The following is a 21,022-nucleotide window of genomic DNA, read 5'->3' as shown; positions in this document are numbered from 1 at the left end:
ACGGTTTTACCATTAAGTATCAAGATAGCAATAAAAATTTTATAGCAATCTCCGACCGAAAAATTAGAAGCGCTAATTAGAAGTCCTGTTGCTGTGGGAACATTAGTTTAGGAAATTTCCTTGACTACCCATCATAAATTTTAAATACAGGCAAATGCTCAACGGAACGAATATATTTTTGATTGGGATGATGGGTGCAGGTAAAAGCACCGTCGGCAAGCTTTTAGCACAAAAATTAGGTTACAACTTTTTAGATACCGACCCACTTATTGAGAAATGTGCAGGAAAATCAATTCCTGAAATTTTTGCCAAGGATGGCGAGGAGAAATTTCGCGATCTCGAACAACAAGTACTTTCACAAGTCTCGGCTTATACCCGTCTAGTCGTGGCTACAGGCGGTGGAATCGTCATGCGATCGCTCAATTGGTCACATTTACACGATGGCATCGTCATTTGGATTGATGTCCCAGTTGATACTTTATACCATCGCCTCAAAACAGCATCGGAGCAACGCCCTCTTTTGCAAACTGCTGATCCATTGCAAACCCTCAATGATATCTATAGCCAACGTCGCGATCGCTATGCTCAAGCCGATATTTCGATTATGGTCACGAAGGATGAAACTACCGAAGCCGTCAGCGATCGCCTATGTGAGATGATCCAAGCTCGGATTACCCCTGATCGTCTTAAGTAAATCCACAAGACTGCGCCCCTGCGGGGCGCAGTCTTGTGGATTTGGGTCGGTGGGCGGTGATTCGCGCCGCCTATAGTTTCTAGGTTTGCGATCTCAATCTGAGGGGTGCTAAGATAATTTTTTCAATTTGACGAAATTGGCTTTGCATAAACTCAAAAGCAACAGTGCAAGTGGAACAAGAGTGTTGCGATAAGCATCACCACTCTTAAAAAAGTTGGGACTAAACCGAAAATCTTAGTGCTGATATGACACCATCATCCCCTTCTCGCATACCATCCATAGATACCCACGCTACGATTGAGGCAACGATCGATGTGATTGCAGAGAGCGAATCTTCAAGCGAATCTCCATCTGTCAAGCCCAACCCTCCCGCCCCAGCTTTAACTAATTTTCAAGATAGTTCTGATCGCCAATCCAGCAGTGCCTTAGCGGTAACCGCAGCAGGTAACTTTGCCTCTGTGCTTGCACCACTTACCCCCGAAAAGTTTAGCCAAGTCGTTAATGACGTTGAGCAGCGATTAAGGATCGTCAATCAAACCCTCGGAATGCTCAACACCGACTTTGATGTCATCCTTGATGAGATGCTCCAAGCAATTCGCGGCAAAATTGGTGAATTGTTATCAGCCGATCGCACCACAATTTTTTTATTAGATGCCGATAAAAATCAACTATGGACAAATGTACCTAGTGAAGATGGCAAAAATATTGAAATTCGGATTTCCACCGAGCCAACTAGCATCGCTGGTGAAGTCGCTACCTATGGTCGCATCGTCAATATTCCCTTTGACTTTTTCGATGATCCGCGATCGGCGCAAGCTAAAAAACAATTTGAGCGGACTGGTTATCGCACCTACTCCATGCTTGCCATGCCCCTGTTGAACGATAACGATCAACTGGTTGCGGTGGTGCAGTTAATTAACAAATTACGAATTATCGATCCTTCTGTCCCTCTTGAAGAGAGTGTTGATCGAGTTGGCTTTACGGAAGAAGATCAAGCTCTATTTGCTCAGTTTGCGCCATCAATGCGCCTAATTTTAGAAAGCTCGCAGGCTTTTTATTCGGCTGCTCAGAAGCAACGCGCTGCCGATGCCCTGATGAAAGCTGCCATGTCCCTTGGTCAGAGTTTAGACCTAGAGACTACCCTTAAAAAGGTAATGGACGAAGCCAAGTTATTGATGAATGCCGATCGCAGTACATTGTGGTTAATCGATCGCGATCGCAATGATCTCTGGACACAAATAGTTGACCACTACGGCTTAACCAAAGAATTGCGCGTACCGATGGGCGTAGGTTATGCAGGGCGTGTAGCAACCACAGGCGAAGTCTTAAATATTCCCTTTGATCTTTACGAGCATCCTGATGCTGGCAATTCTAAAAAATTCGATCAAGCTAATGGCTATCGCACCTGTAGCCTGCTTTGTATGCCAATTTTCAACTCTAACAAAGAGTTAATTGGTGTTACTCAATTAGTTAACAAGATTCAGCGTGGCGATTTTCCTGAATATGACCCCAACACATGGCCAGCTTCCCCTGAAAGATTCAAGGCAAGTTTTAACAGTAATGATGAAGAATTCATGAAAGTCTTCAATGTTCAAGCTGGCGTGGCGCTAGAAAATGCCAAGTTATTTGCTAAGGTCAAGCAAGAACAGCAAATGCAAAAAGACATTTTGCGAAGCCTTTCCGATGGTGTAATTTCCACCGATAAACATGGCAAAATCATCGCTGCTAATGAACGAGCCTATGACTTACTTGGAGTTGGAAATGCCTTGTTAGAAGGCCGATCTGTGTATGAACTGATCAATATTGAAAAGGCGAACTTCACTAGATGGTTTGAAACTAGTTTGGAGGGCGGTGACGAAAAAAGTCGCAAGCAATATTATCCCGATCAAACTCTGCGCTCTACCGATGGCGAACAGCACAGCATTAATATTTCCATCAACACTATGTCTGAAGGAGACGAAGGTGAAGGCGTGCGTGGCGCTCTAGTCGTGATGGAAGACATCAGCCAAGAGAAACGCCTCAAGAGTACGATGTATCGCTACATGACCCAAGAGCTAGCCGAGCAGCTTCTCGCTGGTGGTGATGCCAAGATGGGCGGCGATCGCAAAGAAGTTTCCGTATTATTCTCAGATATTCGCAGCTACACGACGATTACCGAATCTCTCACTGCTGAAGATGTGGTAATGATGCTGAACGAATATTTTGAAACGATGGTGGAGGCGGTCTTTAACTACAAAGGCACGCTGGATAAATACATCGGTGATGCGATTATGGCGGTGTTTGGTTCGCCCTTACCAATTCCCGATCATGCGTGGATGGCTGTGCAGACAGCGATCGATATGCGCCATCGTTTAAAAGAATTTAATATCAAGCGGCTCGAAAAACTGAAGCCACAAAACCAAAAAGAAATCGATATGGCGACGATCAAAATTGGCATCGGTATTAATTCTGATACGGTGATCAGTGGCAATATTGGCTCCACTAGACGCATGGAATTTACGGCGATCGGTGATGGGGTGAACCTTGGCTCACGGCTAGAGGGCGCAAGTAAACAATATGGTACAGATGCCATCATTAGTGAAACTACCTACAATCTCTGTAGCGATCGCCTCTGGGTCCGCGAACTAGATCGCATTCAAGTCAAGGGCAAAAATCAACCTGTGAGTGTGTATGAATTAGTCGGCTTAAAATCCGATCCACTGACCGAGATCCAAACTCGGATTATTGAGCATTACCATACAGCCCGTGAGCATTACCTGACGCGGAAGTTCAGTAAAGCTGTTGCTGAGTTTGCTGAGGTACTAGAACTCGATAAAAACAACAAGGCGGCGAATATCCATATCACTCGTTGTCAGCATTTTTTACTCAATGCACCCGAAGATGACTGGGATGGCGTATGGAGAATGACAGAAAAATAAAAAAGCATTGCAAGGAGCCATTTTTTTATGATGTTTTTTACTCTTTAACCCTATGACTATCACCACCCATAAAACAAACTCCCATACTCAACTCTACGAACAAGACTTTTCGCTTTGGTTAGAACAATCCGTAAAATTATTGCGAGAAGGAAACTTAGATGCCCTCGATATCGAGAACTTGATCGAAGAAATTGAATGTATGGGAAGAAGTGAAAAACAAGCAGTAAAAAGTAATTTAGAAATTATTTTGATGCACTTGTTGAAATATAAATACCAACCCGAAAAACGCTCAAACAGTTGGCGCTATACCTTGCTAGAACATCGTCGTCGCTTGGCTCAAGCATTCAAAGCTAGCCCAAGCTTGAAAAGATATTTCTTACAAGAATTTGAAGATTGCTATCAAGGAGCTAGAAAACTCGCTAGTGTAGAAACAGGAATAGAGATCGCCACGTTTCCTCTAGAGACTCCCTTTGCGATTGCCAAAGTCCTAGATGAAGACTACTTGCCTGAAAATTAGCTAAATACGATCAAAAAATCACTTCTTGTCAGACGTAAATTCACTATACGACTTGGTTTTGCTGTTACATTGTTTTCAAGTATCGTGATTATCTTGTACAGCGTTCGTAGATTTTATGGCAAAGCAAGGGCAACAACAGCTAGATTTCGGGTTGGAGTCTAACGGGGGAAATATCATACCGACCTCATTGCATACAGAAATGCAGCGATCGTACCTAGAGTATGCGATGAGCGTCATTGTCGGACGTGCCTTGCCCGATGCCCGTGACGGTCTCAAACCCGTGCATCGTAGGATTATCTACGCTATGCATGAGCTTGGGCTTGTGCCAGAGCGCCCCTTTCGCAAATGCGCCCGCGTCGTTGGCGACGTATTGGGCAAATATCATCCCCACGGCGATCAATCGGTTTATGATGCCCTCGTGCGCTTGGTGCAAGACTTTTCCAGCCGCTACCCATTATTAGCGGGGCATGGCAACTTTGGCTCCGTAGATAATGACCCTGCGGCGGCGATGCGTTATACCGAATGTCGCTTAGCGGCGATCGGTAATGAGGCTTTGCTCAGCGAAATCGAAGAAGATGTTGTTGATTTTGTCGATAACTTTGATGGCTCAGAGCAAGAGCCAGCCGTGCTGCCTGCCCAATTGCCAATGCTATTACTCAATGGCTCCACGGGGATCGCCGTGGGGATGGCGACCAATATTCCGCCGCACAACTTGAGTGAAGTTGTTGATGGCGCGATCGCCTTAATTGATAATCCTAATTTGCCTGACGAGCAGTTATTGAGCTTAATCCCTGCTCCCGACTTTCCTACGGGCGGGATCATCATGAATGAGGATGGTGTGCGCGAGGCATACCTAACTGGAAGGGGTAGCGTTACGATTCGTGGTGTGGCTGCGGTTGAGCAGTTTGGGGGTAAAGGCACAGGCAAGCGTCAGAAACAAGCAATTATTGTGACGGAGTTGCCCTATCAGGTAAACAAATCGGCATGGATCGAGAAAATTGCTGAATTAGTAAACAATGGCAAAATTGAGGGCATTTCCGATATTCGCGATGAAAGCGATCGCGCAGGGATGCGAGTTGTTATCGAATTAAAGAAAGACATTGCCCCTGAAGTAATCATCGATCAGCTATATCGCCAAACGGCTTTGCAGTCAAATTTTGGGGTGATCCTGCTAGCGCTCAAAGGTTCGCAACCAAAGCAAATGAGTCTGCGCGAACTATTGCAAGAATTCCTCTCTTTTCGAGAAGAGACTCTTGCGAAGCGCTTCCGTTATGAACTAAAAAAAGCCCAAGAAAAATCGCATCTATTGGAAGGACTGGTGCTAGTTCTTCAAGATATTGATCGCCTGATCAGGATTCTCCGATTTGCGAATAATAGCGCTCTAGCTAAGACTGACCTGCAAACAGAATTTGCATTGTCAGAAACCCAAGCGGAAGCAATTCTCTCCATGCCTTTACGTCGGATTACGGCAATTGAGCAACAGAAAATCCGTGAAGAACTAGAAACCTTACAACAACAGGTTTCTAGATTAGAGAGGTTATTGGGCGATCGCCGTGAGTTAATGAAATTCTTAAAAAAAGAATTGCGCGATCATAAAAAACGTCATAGCGACCAAAGACGTACCCATCTTGCTTGGCTGTTACAGGGCAATCAACAAAGGAGTGAAGTTCCCGACATTGATGAACTAGAGCCGCCCAGAGCCACCTCGAAAAGTTCTAAATCTAAAAACGCCGATAAAAATACTGAAAGCGATCGCCAGATTCAGCAAACCCTTGATACTGGTAATGTCACTGAGAACGTTACTGAGAAGACTACTGAGAAGACTACTGAGAAAGTAAGCGATCGCAAATCTACTAAATCGACAACTAATAAACAACCCAAACCAGTAGAAGTCCCCTTAATTTCTCTAACAACGGAGCTAAATATTCCCATTGCCGAGCCGCAAGATATTACCGTCCAACTCACTCACAAAGGCTATATCAAAAGCCTAGAGCCTAATTCTAGAGCGTCGCAGTCTGCGGATTTAGGAGATGATGTGACGATCGCTTCCTATGACACCCGTAGCGATCGCGAAATGGTGGTTATGACTAGTTCAGGTAGAGCATTTCCCCTTGCACTCGCCAATGTACCAATCGTCAAAGGAAAAGGACGGGCTACGCCTTTAATTACACTATTGCCAGATAGCACTGATAGCATCGTGTCGCAGTTTGTCTGGGAAAAGAATCCTAAATCAACGGAAGGTTTAGTCCTGCTTTCGAGTCAAGGCAAAATCAAGCGATCGCCCCTTGCCGAATTTGCCGATATGACCGCACGCGGACTGATTGCAGCAAAATTCAAAGAAGATGATGCTCTATTCTGGGCTGATATTGTCGGCTTAGAACAAGAACTAGCGATCGCCACCTCTGCTGGTAGAATCTTGCGCCTCAAAGCCGATGAAACCCAAATTCCCACCGTTGGACGTACCGCCGCTGGAAATATTGCTCTGCGTCTAGGCAGTTCAGAAACTCAAATTGGTGTATCAGTTCTTGATTTACAAAATAACCCCAATTCTGAACTGATTTTAATTACGGCTGAAGGTTTTGCCAAACGCATAGCAGCGTCGAATATTCGCTCTGCGGTGCGAGGTGCGATCGGTTCGCAATGCTTCAAGTTCCAATCGCGAGCTGATCGATTAGTTAGCATGACTGCGATCGCTAAGCCGCGTCTTGATTTACCTGTAACTTTCTTGATAGGTCAAGACAATGATATTGGATTAAGAACTGTGCAAATGCCTTTGGGTGCGATTCCTCTAGAGTTACCCAATAGTCAAGGACGCTCGATTTTTGCAGGTGAGAGTGACTTGGTGCGATCGGAAAAAGTAATTCGTGTTGTCGCCAAATAAGAGTAAAAGCCTCGCAAAGCGAGGCTTTTACTCTTATTACAAAGAGAGTTCGCAAAGCGAACTCTCTTTGTAAATTTGGTTATGCTAGCAAAGCATCAAGTTTGCCTTTAGCGTCTAGCGCGTGAATAGCATCACAACCACCAATATGCTGATCGTTGATAAAAATTTGGGGAACAGAGCGTTTGCCGTCAGATCCCCTAGCTGCCATTGCCGATCGCGCTGCTTCGTCCCCATCGATGACATATTCCTCGTATTCTACGCCTTTCTTATCGAGTAAATGTTTTGCTCTAATACAGAAAGGACACATCCGCCATGTATAAATCTCAACTTTTGCCATCACTATTTCCTAGACTTGTTTAACCTATGTCATTTTAACAAATCTTAACTACCGATATATCAATTCACAAATTACTAAGAGAGTGCGCCCCGACGGGACGCACTCTCTTAGTAATTTTAGTGTTAAGTGCGATCACGAGGTGGTTTAGGCTCAGGATTAGGGGAATTATTGGGAGCAGGTTTTAAGTCTGGAGGTGGTGTTGGATCAGCCAGAATGGGGATTTTGGAGATTACTTCTTCAGGATGACTAGGTGGAATCCCCTCACTGACAATGATATCTTCGATTACTGTCTTGACAATTGGAGCCGCCACGGTGGAACCAAACGCATCATCACCAACAGGCTCATCAATTACTGCCATCACCACATAGCGAGGTTCTTTGGCGGGGAAAATACCGACAAAACTAGTGATCTTGGCATTGGAATAACCACCACCCGTAGTCAAGGCTTTCTGTGCAGTGCCAGTCTTTCCAGCAATCCGATAGCCTGGAATACGTGCAGGTAAACCTGTTCCTTTTTCTACAACATTAGTCATCATTTCTACAACCCTTTGAGCCGTAGCTGGCGAAATTACCTGTCGAGGCGTGGCTAATTTGGGCTGATAATACTCCTCTCCTTCTTCATTAATTAAACCTTTGACCACATGGGGCGTGAGCAATTTACCACCACTGGCGAGGATACCTTGCAATTGCACCATCTGAACTGGTGTGAGTGAGAACCCTTGACCAAAAGAAGTTGTTGCTGGTTCGATCACATATTCAAGGAACTGCTCTTGGGGCTTTAGGGTACTAGGTGTTTCCGATGGCAAATCAATACCAGAGATATCTCCTAGCCCAATTCGCTCTAGCCAACCGTAATAAACTGAAGGCTTCATGCGTTGGACAATATGCACCATACCCACATTGCTCGATCGCTCTAGGATTTGGCTAATACTGAGAGGACCAACTGCACCGACTTGATCGTAGTCAAAGTTAGCGACTGGCCAGCCGCCAATAGTTAAAGCACCTTCGTCGTTAAATACGGTATCAGGCTGAATTGCTCCTGCTTCGAGGGCGATCGCCACATTGAGAGGTTTAAAGGTAGATCCAGGTTCATATAAGTCCGAAACAGCCCAATTTTTGAAGAGTTTGACATCGGACTCATAGTAGCGATTGGGATCGTAGGTTGGCTCAGTTACGAGGGTGAGTAGCCCACCATCTCTGGCATCCATGACAATTACTGAGCCACGCTTAGCGTTAAACTTAACCATCTGCTGCTTGAGTATTTGTCTAGCAGTCCGTTGAATACGCGAATCAATCGTCATTTGCAAGCTAGTGCGATCGCTTTGCAGCATTCCCGCAGGAATACGGTTAGGAATTAACTTGCCATTACCATCTTGAGTAACCGATGGTGCTTGATCGGTGCGTTCTAATAGTTTTTCTTGACTAAGTTCAATCCCTGCTTGACCTCGATGATCGACATTCACATAGCCTAGTATCTCAGCGGCTAGATCCTGCTGTGGATAGAGTCGATGACGTTGTTGGACAAGATCTAAACCATCGAGACGCAGGTTAAAAATGCGATCGGCATTTTCCTCCGATAGCCAATATTCGACTTGAGTTGAAGTCGTATCACGAGAGAGAATACTGAGAAGTTTATCGGCTGGTCTCTTGAGAATCGGCGCAAGCTTTTCAGCGATCACCTCTGGTTTTTCTTTGTAAAGCTTGGGATGGGCAAATAATGTGTAGACAGGGCGATCTAGAGCTAAAACTGCACCTTTGCGATCGGTAATCGTGCGGCGGGGAATAAATGGTCGCAAGGTAAACATTTGCTGTCTTCTCGCCTTTTCGAGTAATTCAGATGATGTCACCACTTGTAAAAAAACTAAGCGTACAATCAACCCAATCATCGACAGAGCCAAAATCATCCAGATCAGCACAGTGCGACGTTTAAAAAGATTAATAGTGGCAAGATCTCTAGGCGGAATCGATGGGTTCATGACTATATCTTGGCGAAATTCTGTCTACAAGAATCGATAGTTGGGAGAGCGGCGAAGCCATGTTACCAACTATCGATTCTTTATTTTACGGCGCAGCCCTAAGCTCTTGGCAAAGTTGGCGGAAGCGATCGCCACGTTGCTCGAAATTAGCAAACTGGTCAAAGCTAGCACATGCGGGTGAGAATAGCACAGTTGGCAAAGGCTGACTAGGGTGATTATGAGCGCGACTATGGGCAATATGAGCTGCTTGTTTGACTGCGTTCTCAAGAGTGTCTACTATTTCATAATTTTTAAACCCTACGTCTTTGAGCATTTCCGCAAACAATGACGCAGCTTCACCTATTAATAATACTCTGATCGCTCTTTGGCGAATTTGCTCTAGCCATGCACTCGCATCACCTTGCTTTGGTTGACCACCCGCAATCAAAACTACAGGGGGCTTTACTGCTCTTAAACCTACTTCAGCAGCATCATAATTTGTGGCTTTGCTGTCATTAATAAAGGCAATTCCTTCATAAAAGCACACATGCTCAAGGCGATGGGGAACACCTTGAAAATTAGAAATGGCAAAATCAATATGTTCTGCCTCAATCCCTGCCAGCTTGGCGGCGGCTACCGACATCAATAAATTTTGACGATTATGGCTTCCCAAAAGCGTCCAGTGTGAGATCGGGAAAACTGGCTCACCCCGAAACTTGACCCAGCCCTTTTCAATACAAGCACCATCGGCGATCGCTTCTACCACCTGATCGTCAATCCCTGTCCAGATCGCTTTTGGCCACATGGCTGCCCCAAAATTCTCTAAGTACGGATCATTGCCGTTGAGGACAATATGAGCGGATTGATCGATCAAGCTTGCCTTAATATCTCGATATGCCTCAAGGGTGTAGTGACGATTAAGATGATCGGGGGTAAAGGTTGTCCAGATGCCAATTTGAGGTTTGACTGTCTGGATGGACTCAATCTGATAACTGCTTAACTCTGCAATAATCCAATCAGGCTGAAGTTGTTTCTGCAAGACTTGTAAAGCAATTTCGCAAGCGGGAAAGCCAATATTGCCACAGGCGATCGCCTTTAGCCCTGCCGCCTGAAAAATTGCTGCCGTCAAAGATGTCACGGTCGTCTTGCCGTTAGTCCCTGTGATACCCACCCAAGGAATATGCTTGAGGTAGCGCCAAGCTAGTTCGATCTCCCCGATCGTATCAATACCAAGCGATCGCGCTTGTTCCACCGCAGGGCAATCCCAAGGAACCCCAGGACTAACAGTGACAAGATCCACGCTTTGTCCCGACTCAACTATTTTGACAAAGTCAGGAAATCCTCCAAGCTCAACTGCAATTCCTGCTGACTCTAAGGCTTGCTTACGTTGCTCTAGGCTAGCACTTGCTTGACTATCACTAACTGTCACTTGCCAGCCATCAGCTTTGAGGAGTTTTGCCGCAGAAATTCCAGACTGTCCCAGTCCCAGTACATACGCTTGATGCATGGCGATCGCTTGATTTATAAATTTATTAAATTAAAAAGTTACAGCGCTTTTCGATCAAAAACAATCCAAGAAAATTTTTGAAAGGGTTGCTTTGCAACCCTTTCAAAAATTTTCTTGTGGTTCGTTTGAGCAGTAATTGCTGTAATAGTCAAGAATACAGGAACTTGCTGACATTTGCTTTATAGCTGCTAAGAGAGCAACAAAACCAATTTTAGAGTTTTCAACGCCGTAGGCGTTGAAAACTCTAAAATTGGTTTTGACATTGTTGCCAAGCACACTCAAGAGTTTCAACACAAAGCTGTATGTTGTTAACATCCAACCTAAAAGACAAGATAATTGACGGTTTACTAATCAGCAAACTTCAAATTATTCTGATCTTTGACATTGCTAAACTGTTGAATATGTTGATATATGGCAAATAAACCTCCCTTTTCAAGCAAAAAAGCGAATGCAAAAAGAAAGAGGAAGGCTGCTGTTGCTGCTGCTGCCCCGATATCTAGACAAGCTTCCAATAAGAGCAGTTGGTTAAATAATTTACCGATTAGCGCCAAAATCCTCTTTGCGATCGGTTCAACTAGCTTTTTATCCTTAATTGGCTTTGCGATCGCCGCTTTGTATCTAAATAACAGTCTCGCGCCGATTGTCAACCAAGAGGCTCAAAGGAAACTATCCGATGCCACCTTATTTGTGTTTGGTTTAGGGGTGATTTTGATTGTGATTAGTGCGATATTTGGTTTATTTATCGGTAGTACCCTTAGCAAGAGGATTCGGGGGCTAGAAGCGATCGCTAGGCAATATGCCACAGGGGACTTTGGCGCAAATGTAGAGCTTGGGGCAAAGGATGAAATTGGCAAGTTAGCTGATATTTTTAACCAGATGACTTTTAACCTTGCCCAAAATAAGCAAGAGCAGTCTTCGGCTCAAGTCGAGGCTGAAGTCCAAAATAATATTTTTCAAGATGAAATTTCGCACTTGTTGGATGTAGTTTCAGAACTGGAGATGGGAGATTTGACGGCTAAGGCTGAGGTCAGTCCCCACGCAACTGGTTTAATTGCGGATACGCTCAATCGTCTATCAGAGCAGTTGGCTGAGGTACTTGCCGCAGTGTTGCAGACTGCTCAACAGGTAACGCTCCGCACCGATCGCCTTGAGCAGTTAGCGATCGCGGTATCCCAAAATGCTGAGCAACAGGAAGCACTGGTGGTGCAAGCCCGTTTAGGAATTGAGGATGTAAACCAGTTGGCTCAAGATGCAGCCCAACAAGCGATCGCTGCCAACAAAGCTGTGCAGAGGGTGCGATCAGCCGTGCGACAAGGGGAGGAACAAATTATTTACTTGACAGCTTCGATTGAGTCTCTGCAAGCAGCAACGGTGCAGATGGTGCAAAGAATTAAAAATCTAGGGGAATTCGTGGCGCTTGCGAAACAATTTGTGTTGGATCAAAAACGCCTTGCCTCCTTAACTCAGGTTTTGGCGACCAATGCCTCCATGGTGGCAGCAAGGGCGCTAGAACAGCGCGATCCTGAACAATTTGTCTCCGTCGCAAGGGAATTTGAAGCGATCGCCTCACAGGTAAATAACTTGGCAACTCAAACCAATCAGGGGCTAGTAGTACTGCAACAAAGGACGGGATTTGTGGATGTGGTTGTGTCGGGGATTGATCAAGACGTGCGCGATGTAAATAGTCTTGTGTCGGACTTCACTAATAGTGTGAATAGTTCGGAGCAGTCATTTACTAACATTGCCACTGTAACTGAAGAGTTAGCCGAAATTGGCGTTGCCGTAACTGATTCATCACGCTCAATTGCGGAAGCCGTCAAATTTAGCTTAGCCTCGATCCAAGATATTGAAGCGATCGCAGAACGCTCTGCTTCTCAAGCCCAATTTACCCGCGATCAATCGGGCAAAATGGGAATGTTGGCAAGGCAACTACTAGAAAGGGTGCAGTTTTTCCGTTTACCACCAATGCTAGAAATGCAGATTTCGGAAATGGACGAGATGGAATCGATTACTGACAGATAGATTTTTTATGGCTCAGCGAAGCCGAGCCACAAAAAATCTATCGCAGACCTTAATCACAAATTGATAGCGAATAGCGAAATAATGCCAAATTCTGAATTTGATGATTTACAACTGCAAGAAGAACTGCGTACCCTATTTGAATTAGATACCCAGAAATATTTGCAACTCTATGTGCAGACTGTGCATCAGTTAAGCATAGCCTGTTGGCGTGAAGATATTCAGCAGTTATATCGCTGTGTACACACGATTAAAGGTGGTTCTGTTACTGTAGGTTTTCAAGCGGTACTTCAAGTTTCCACAATACTAGAGGATGTTCTTTCCGATCTGCGTTATCTAGATGTTGCACCACCTTTGGCTGATGGCGAATTAGCTAAGTCTTTGATCGAAGCTGGTGAGTTACTGATCGGTGCAGTTCAGATGGGGGAACTCAGCGACCCCGAAGCAGCAGTTAACTATATTCAAACTCTACGCGATCGCATTCAATCTAAATATTTACCTGAATGGAACGAAATGCGTCAAGTTCAGCAAGAATTTGCTGATCAAGGTTTTGATTTGGTGACGCTTGAGCTAGAAATGGCGATCGAAGACTTGCCTCTGACAGGCGAGGTTCCGACCGAAGCTTGTGAGATCGCTAAGCAAACTATAGCCCAGTTACAAGAAATTGGTACAGAAATAAGCTTGGCAGCAACTTGGCATGAGTTTTTACAAAAAGGGAGTGAGCTATGCGATCGCCTAGATTGTGAGCAATGGCACGCAGAATGGATGCCCTTTCTGAAAAAAGTCAAAGAAAGCGCACGTCAAGGTGGGATTTTTGAAGCTGAACAAGAAGCAACAGCGCCCTCTCTTCTAAGCATAGAATCAACTTCAATCGCTGTGAATGAAGTTCCTGCATTTACTTATGCACCAGTTTCACCAACGGCGGACATTCAAATTCCTGTGCCACTCGATCGCCTAGAGCGATCGTCCCAGTATCTAGTGGAAACCTTAATGGCAACCCGTGCCACACAAGGTTTTTATCAATCGGTTTACTCGAATCTATTGCCGTTAGTCTCACTCGCGCAAAACAGTGTTCAATACATTACCCAATTACGCGAAGTTCAAGATGATTATGCATTACTAGATTCATCAGGGGAGCAGGATGGATTAAAAATTGAGCGCTATCGTCAAGGATATACCGCCATTAACCGCTTACTAGAAATTAGTCTGCGCTTAATTGAACTAGGCTCAGAAACAGGTGAATCGGCAAGGCGAACTGCCGACAGTATTCAAAACCTTGACCGCAGCTTACGCAATCTCCAACAAACCATCGAAGAAAGTCGCCTTGTTCCCTTCTCAACTCTTGCTTTTAGATCGAGAGGGATTTTACGCGATTTAATGACTCGTGTTGGTAAAGTCGTACAGTTTACGATTATTGGTGAGCAATTGGAACTTGATGCAGGCACACTTCGCAGCTTAGAACCTGTGCTACTCCATTTATTGCGTAATTCCTACGATCATGGCATCGAAGATGCGCCCGAACGGGAGAAATTAGGCAAATCGCTACAGGGCAAAATCGAAATGTCTCTGAAACGGAGAGGCAGTATGTTTGACCTTAGCATTCGCGATGATGGAAGGGGCATTGATCCCGTTCGCATTAGTCAAATTGCCCAATCCAAAGGATTGCCACTGACGGATACTAGCACTTCTGAACGTCTATTGAGCGTACTCTGTCAGTCAGGCTTTACTTCCACTACCGTCGTTAGTGATATTTCTGGTCGGGGTGTGGGTATGGATGTGGTGGCAAGCCAAGTCGCACTGATGAATGGCAAACTTAGCCTTATCTCTCAACTTGGCAAAGGTACAGCTTTTACGATTCAGATTCCCGTACCGCATTTGTTTGTACGCTGTATGCTCTTGCAAGCAGGCGATCGCACTTTTGCAGTTCCCACTTCCGAAATTTACACAACTACCCTCGTTGAGAGTCTACTCTGGCAAAAGACCGATCGCTCAGATTACACCATTGAAGTACAAGAGGAGAAAGGAAAAATACCCGCGATCGATCTCTATCAATATTGGCAAGGACAAACTGAAACCCGCACACTTCTGCCATCGGCGATCGCTGTGCGAACAAAGCAATCAGATAGCGATCGTGGCGTTTGGTTAATTGCCGATACCCTAGCTGGACAGAGTGATCTATTGGTAAATCCAATTCCTGCGCCTCTGGTTGCTCCAATTGGTTTAATCGGGATGAGCTTGATGCCTGACGGGAAGCTGATTCCTGTCATTGATGCACTTTCCTTTGTGGAAGCCTTCTTCTCATCAGGTATTGAACACCTCACGATTTCTAGTTCTCAGTCAACAGCTTCTTTCCTTGATCTATCCAGCGATCGACAAATTTTAGTCGTAGATGATGCCGCTCTAATGCGTCGCCGTATTGAAAGTGGCTTGTCGCCACAAGGATACGAAATTACAACTTGCGATGATGGTATGGATGCTTGGCAATGGCTACAACGCCACAGTCAACCTGCTTTGCTAATTACGGATATTGAGATGCCGCGTATGGATGGATTCACGCTGATTGATCGCTGTCGTCAAGCAGGATTAGATATGCCGATTCTGGTGATTTCATCCCGTCTTGCGGAAGAATGGTCACGCGAGACAAGTCGTCTTGGTGCAACTGATTATCTTACTAAAGGCTTCTCAACCTTAGAACTAGTCACTAAAGTTAGTGCGCTAATCGAACTAAAAAGTCTTGTCTAAATCAACCCTAAATAAAGGCGTTCATATACTTGACGCACCCCTCATCCCCCAACCCCTTCTCCCGCGGGAGAAGGGGAGAAATATTAGATTTCTTGTTCCCCTCTCCTGCGGGAGAGGGGCTAGGGGTGAGGGCTTAGAGCTTTAGTGTGTCAGGTATATTAACGCCTAAATAAAGGTAGGCGGCGCAAAGCGCTGCCTACCTTTTGAGATAAGAACCAAATTTAGTAAGGGTTTTCAACACATAAAATGGCTGCGCCATTTTGTGTGTTGAGATTAGCTACAGTTCCAAATCTTAATGTTATCAGTCCAACTACTGCCCATTGCTAACTGTTTGCCGTCTTTAGAGAAATGTACGCAGAGAATTGGATGTGATCCTACCGTCAGAATCCCTATCTCTTCACCAATTTTCGTATTCCATAATCTAACTGAGCGATCGCTACTGCCACTAACGAGAATATCGCCATTAGGACTAAACGTCAGAGAGTTAACACCCGCAGTATGTCCTTTGAGAATGGCGATCGTAGTTCCAGTCTCTGGTCGCCATAGCCTGATCGTACCGTCACGACTACCACTAGCAAGCAAATCATTAAAAGGACTAAAGGCAATACAGTTGACATAATCTGTATGCCCTGTAAGTGTAAGTTTTGATTTTTTTTCTGAAGGGTTCCAGAGCCGAATTGAGCAATCATAGCTACCACTGGCTAAAAGATCACCTTTAGTATTAAAAGCGAGCGAAGTTACATAGGAAGAATGTCCAGTGAGAACTCGAAATGTTTTACTTGACCATAGATCCCAAATATGAATTGAGTTGTCATAGCTGCCACTTGCCAACAATCGATTGTCTGGACAAAAAACAAGAGAACTTACATATGCAGAGTGTTCATTAAAACAAATTGGTTCTTGCAGCTTACCTAAATTCCATACCAATACTTTGCAATCACTACCACTACTAGCAAAATATTTGTCATTACCGCTTACCGCTACAGCAAAAACATCGCCTATATGTCCTTTTAAACTTAAGCTTACCTTACCAGTACTAGGATGCCAGAGTCTGACTACACTATCACTACCTCCACTTAGTAAGATACTGCGATCGCTATTAAAAGCAAGGGAATGAACACATCCAGAATGGGTAGTAAGTACACTACTTAAAGACCATTCTTTAACTTTTTGGATAAGTTTTTTGCTAGTGCTTTTTTGTTGATTAGAGAATGTTTTTAATAGATTTTCATTTGTTAATTGTTGCTGACTCTGAATCTTCTTAAGAATATCAATATAGGGAGCAAGTAAATCTGTATCAAAATATTGAGTAGTTAATATATTATGAGGTTGTAATAATTTGGGTAAATAGTAGGGATTTAAGTGTAAATAGTACCAGTCAGAAATAAAAGATGCTAGAAATTCTTGGATTGAAATAATGATTTGACGGATAATTCTCAAGGCTATTTTCTCTTCTTTACCAGAAGCTTTTAAGATTTCACAGGCTTCTTCCCAAGCCCATACTGGCAAAGTATAAGAAACAATAAATTTACTATAGGGGAGCCAGAAATTTAGGTGAAAGTAAGCTTTATAGTCACTGATACTGCTATGTAAGATTAATGTAGGAATATTAGTTAATATTGTTTGTAGTTGATGGATATCGTCATTATTAATGGTGTTGTAAAAATGATCGCTGTAAAACTCAATTGGACATTCCTCGCTATCTAAAGGATAATTGTTACTTAAAAACATTCTTAAGTCTTCAGCTAGTTCAATCTCAAGATCTTCTCTGAGACTAGCTACACAGCTAGGGCTTATTTTAAAAGGTGCAGTCAAAACTATTAAGCGATGTTTCTTAGCATTATCGATGAGAATGCGATCCAGAATTTTACGACTAAAATTAGCTGATATCTGACTTGATTCCCAAGGGGATTTTAAATCATCAATTTGTTTGGAAATGCGGATAAATTGCCACTCACTTAATAGATCAAGAATAGTTTTACTGAATCCAGAACTTTTTCTATTTAGCTCTAATGACAAGTACCTTGGATCGGAAATGATTTCAGGAGGTACTAAAAACACTTCATGATCTAGAATCAGCGAATTCTGTGCAAGTATAAGTTCTTGCAGGTGTTTATCTAATATCTTTGCTGCGTTGTGTAATATCTTAGTCAGGATCTCTCTAAACTCAGTAGGAAGTGCCATAGTAATGGTGCATAGATGCTAGTTTTGTCGCCATTTTTTTAGTTTACTGTTGAAATGGTAGACAAATTGTGCGGGTAATTGCACAATCAACACCTTTGTATTGTTGGCAAACTTGTTTTGCGGTATTTTCCGCAGCAGTCATATCCGTTGACCAGCCTGAGCCTACTGAACCATTAGAACCTTCGGCTAGTGACATACAAGCATTCCGCGCCCAAACTAATATTTTGCAATCTCCTGAACTAGAATTATTTTCGCATTCGCTCAAGGCTCTTTCTTCAGCCGCTATTTGAGAAGTATAGTTCCAAGAATAACCTTTATCTTGGGTTGATGGGGAACGGGCGATCGCCCCAAAACTGATCATGGTCGGATTACTAGTTGGAACTACAGGTGTAGACTCTGGAGTCTCTGTCTCTAATGGCTCTGAAATGTCTGTACTTGGGGAAGTAGTTGGAGTAACTGATGGAGAACTTGTTGGTGTTTTTGTAGCTTCAATTTGAGTATTATTTCCAGTTTGATTAGTTAGTTTTGGTATGAGCATAACCGTAGCGATCGCTGCCGAAACTGAGATCACTCCAGTTAAAGCGAACCATAGAAAGGGTTGAAATTTTGAGAATGCTGGATTAGGTGTGGAGACTGTGACATGGGGCGTTGTGACAGGGTGTTGCGGTGTCGTTGGTGCAGATGCAGGTGCAGTTGCTCCATCTGTATTGGTAACTATAGTTGGTGACGAATCTGAGCTGAACAATGGATAAGCGATCGCTTCAGTTGGTGCAATATTATTAATATTAGTGGCTCCAAGAGATTGCATCGCATGTAAAGCATCGATCGCCGATTTATAACGCTGACTGAAATGAGAAAACACCATTTTTTGGAGTACTTCGGCAAAAGCATTACTGACCTGTGCGCGATCGCGCCACAAAATCTCGCCTGTATTAGCATCTTCTTGCAAACTATCAGGAGCAATTCCTGTAAGTGCTTGAATACCAATCATCCCGACAGCATAGACATCACTACTAAGTCGAGGTTTACCCCTTGCTTGCTCGCTAGGCATATATCCGGGGGAGCCAATGCTAACGGTAACATCGGTATGACCTTGGGAGTCAGTTTTTAAAGCACTGATGTCTTTAACTGCACCAAAGTCAATGAGAACGATTTTGCCATCTTGCCGACGGCGCATAATGTTGGTGAGTTTGATATCACGGTGGATAATATTATTTTGATGGACGAAGGCGAGAACTTCTAAAATCTCTATTAATAGAGCAGTCGTAGCACTCTCTGATAATCGCTGACCGATGGGAATCTCTTCAGCAAGGCTATGTCCTTCCACAAATTCTTGCACCAAAAAAAACTCATTGTTCTCTTCAAAATGGGCAAATAGTTTCGGAATTTGGGTATGAGCATTTCCCAATTTATATAGATATTCCGCTTCCCGATCAAATAAACCTTTGGCGATCGGCAAAACATTGGGATTCGTGTCTTTGGGCTTGAGTTGCTTAACTACACAGGTGGGATGACTTGGCAAATCTATATCTTGCGCTAAGTAGGTATCACCAAAACCTCCACTGCCAAGAACTGAGAGGATTTTGTATCGATTCTTTAAAGTTTTGCCCACTAACATAGTTATTTACCAAGTTACTGAAATTTGCCTCACCAATAATTTGCGTGATCGCGCCATGTTTTTTGTAAGACTAGTTGCTACAGCCGTCTGTATTAAACTTAAAGCAAGTTTGGCGCAAAGAGCCGCCCCTTTACTCTTTGATGACTGGCGACACAGCTGTTTTTATTATAAAAATCGGTTTTTTGAAAGCCCACCTTTGGTGGGCTTTCAAAAAACCAATTTTGGTGTTTCCAGCGCCGAAGGCGCTGGAAACACCAAAATTGGTTTCATAATCAGAATTGCTGCTGGCGATAGCTATATAACTTTAAGCTTAACAAACAGAGCTATGATTGAGCTAATGTGCTGAATTAAATGCTGAATTTAGATATTGAATGCAAAATAACAAAGAGATTAAAAAGGCGATTGTATTAGGGGTTTCTGGGGCATCTGGCATGATTTATGCCGTGCGATCGCTCAAATTTTTATTAAATAATCATTACAACGTCGATCTGGTGGCTTCTAAGGCGGCGATGATGGTGTGGCAATCGGAAAATAATGTTGCTATGCCGAGTAATCTGCGATCGCAAGAACAGTTTTGGCGCGATCGCAGTGAAACACATGATGGCAAACTAACTTGTCATCAATTTGCCGATGTGGGAGCGACGATCGCGAGTGGTTCATTTCGGACATTGGGAATGCTGGTAATTCCTTGCAGTATGGCAACGGTGGCGAAGATTGCTCACGGATTAAGTTCTGATTTGTTAGAGCGGGCTGCGGATGTCCATCTCAAAGAAGGGCGAAGATTGGTAATCGTACCGCGTGAAACCCCCTTAAGCTTGATCCATCTGCGAAATCTTACCGCTTTAGCGGAAGCTGGGGCGAGAATTGTCCCAGCGATTCCTGCTTGGTATCACAACCCTCAGTCGATCAATGATTTGGTAGATTTTGTGATTGCTAGAGCGCTCGATCAACTGGATATTGATGCAGATTTAATCCAGCGCTGGCAGGGTAGAATGCCTTCTAATATGGTCACAGGAGATGCTGAACTATGACGAGATCGCGTTTTTCTCAAACCGCAAATGCTGTTAACAAGAAATCTTCAGGTGCGATCACCATCACGCAACTTGTGATTTTAGGGATTGTGATCACCCTACTTGCAGCTATCTTTGTCCAAAATTTACAGCCTGCGGTACAGATTTTCTTTTTAGGTCAAAAGTCGATCGCCATTCCCCTGAGTGTTGCCATGTTAGCTGCATTTGTTGGTGGCGGTTTTCTAGCATTTGTGATTAATGCGATCGCTTCTTGGCGGCATAATCTTTTAATTCGTCGCGCTGTGATTGCCTCTGGCTCTGGTCAAGAGAAACAAGAACAGGTCAAAGCCACTCAATCCCAGTACAAAGAAGAATTTGTTGAGGATGAAGATGAATTTGACGAAGAGGAAGAGGAAGAAGAGTATGATGATGAAGAGGAAGAATATGAAGATGACGATCCTGATACCGTTCCCTATGGCGATCGCCCAAATATGAAATCTAAAAACTCGCGCCAAGTTAAACGCGATCGACCTCCCCTTGACGCAAAGTTTATCAAGTAAGTTGGTGAGTAAACAAGCGCAATTAGCAGGTAGCCAAGATCTCCGACTTTTTCTGTAAATGCACAAACTATCCTTGCTCG

At 43.9% G+C, this 21,022-nt stretch carries 13 protein-coding genes; 8 read left to right on the top strand and 5 right to left on the bottom strand.

Annotated features, from left to right (window positions below):
- Window positions 1-154: 154 nt before the first annotated feature.
- The 4 genes from H6G05_RS10920 to H6G05_RS10905 all read left to right on the top strand — a co-directional run bounded on the left by H6G05_RS10920 (window position 155) and on the right by H6G05_RS10905 (window position 7,010).
- Window positions 155-694, top strand: a complete 540-nt coding sequence (locus H6G05_RS10920; RefSeq protein ID WP_190578198.1) for a shikimate kinase — start codon at window positions 155-157, stop codon at window positions 692-694.
- A gap of 245 nt (window positions 695-939) precedes the next feature.
- Window positions 940-3,612, top strand: coding sequence for an adenylate/guanylate cyclase domain-containing protein (locus tag H6G05_RS10915; RefSeq protein WP_190578197.1), 2,673 nt, complete (start codon window positions 940-942; stop codon window positions 3,610-3,612).
- 52 nt (window positions 3,613-3,664) lie between these two features.
- Window positions 3,665-4,129 (top strand): DUF29 domain-containing protein, encoded by a 465-nt coding sequence (locus H6G05_RS10910; RefSeq protein WP_190578196.1) that lies wholly within the window; start codon window positions 3,665-3,667, stop codon window positions 4,127-4,129.
- A 115-nt stretch (window positions 4,130-4,244) separates the two neighbouring features.
- The gene (locus H6G05_RS10905) at window positions 4,245-7,010 is read left to right on the top strand and encodes a DNA gyrase/topoisomerase IV subunit A (protein ID WP_190578195.1); all 2,766 of its coding nucleotides are present in this window, start codon (window positions 4,245-4,247) and stop codon (window positions 7,008-7,010) included.
- 79 nt (window positions 7,011-7,089) lie between these two features.
- Here H6G05_RS10905 and grxC read toward each other — a convergent pair whose 3' ends face one another.
- The 3 genes from grxC to murD form a co-directional block, all read right to left on the bottom strand.
- A complete protein-coding gene (grxC, locus tag H6G05_RS10900) occupies window positions 7,090-7,347 on the bottom strand; it encodes a glutaredoxin 3 (protein ID WP_190578194.1) in 258 nt (85 codons plus the stop codon).
- Window positions 7,348-7,469: 122 nt separating this feature from the next.
- On the bottom strand, window positions 7,470-9,323 hold the full coding sequence (locus tag H6G05_RS10895; RefSeq protein ID WP_190578193.1) for a peptidoglycan D,D-transpeptidase FtsI family protein: 1,854 nt from the start codon (window positions 9,321-9,323) through the stop codon (window positions 7,470-7,472).
- Window positions 9,324-9,408: 85 nt separating this feature from the next.
- Window positions 9,409-10,809 carry a UDP-N-acetylmuramoyl-L-alanine--D-glutamate ligase gene (murD, locus tag H6G05_RS10890; protein WP_190578192.1) on the bottom strand — a complete coding sequence of 467 codons (1,401 nt, stop codon included), beginning with the start codon at window positions 10,807-10,809 and terminating at the stop codon, window positions 9,409-9,411.
- A gap of 411 nt (window positions 10,810-11,220) precedes the next feature.
- Between murD and H6G05_RS10885 the strand changes: the two genes are divergently transcribed.
- Window positions 11,221-12,831, top strand: coding sequence for a methyl-accepting chemotaxis protein (locus H6G05_RS10885; protein ID WP_190578191.1), 1,611 nt, complete (start codon window positions 11,221-11,223; stop codon window positions 12,829-12,831).
- An 81-nt stretch (window positions 12,832-12,912) separates the two neighbouring features.
- On the top strand, window positions 12,913-15,570 hold the full coding sequence (locus tag H6G05_RS10880) for an ATP-binding response regulator (protein WP_190578190.1): 2,658 nt from the start codon (window positions 12,913-12,915) through the stop codon (window positions 15,568-15,570).
- A 273-nt stretch (window positions 15,571-15,843) separates the two neighbouring features.
- Here the strand turns inward: H6G05_RS10880 and H6G05_RS10875 are convergent, their stop codons facing one another.
- Window positions 15,844-17,754, bottom strand: a complete 1,911-nt coding sequence (locus tag H6G05_RS10875) for a WD40 repeat domain-containing protein (RefSeq protein WP_190578189.1) — start codon at window positions 17,752-17,754, stop codon at window positions 15,844-15,846.
- Window positions 17,755-17,797: 43 nt separating this feature from the next.
- Complete coding sequence (locus H6G05_RS10870) at window positions 17,798-19,372, bottom strand: protein kinase domain-containing protein (protein WP_190578188.1); 1,575 nt, start codon at window positions 19,370-19,372, stop codon at window positions 17,798-17,800.
- 371 nt (window positions 19,373-19,743) lie between these two features.
- Between H6G05_RS10870 and H6G05_RS10865 the strand changes: the two genes are divergently transcribed.
- Entirely contained in the window at window positions 19,744-20,403 is a 660-nt protein-coding gene (locus H6G05_RS10865; RefSeq protein WP_190578187.1) for a flavin prenyltransferase UbiX, read from the top strand.
- A complete protein-coding gene (locus tag H6G05_RS10860) occupies window positions 20,400-20,942 on the top strand; it encodes a LapA family protein (protein ID WP_190578186.1) in 543 nt (180 codons plus the stop codon). The genes H6G05_RS10865 and H6G05_RS10860 overlap by 4 nt, the downstream gene beginning before the upstream one ends.
- Window positions 20,943-21,022 lie beyond the last annotated feature (80 nt).

This window comes from Phormidium tenue FACHB-1050 (assembly GCF_014696925.1).
Lineage (GTDB): Bacteria > Cyanobacteriota > Cyanobacteriia > Pseudanabaenales > Pseudanabaenaceae > Pseudanabaena.
Note: the sequence above shows the minus strand (reverse complement) of the source record. Positions and strands in the feature narration are given on the sequence as shown.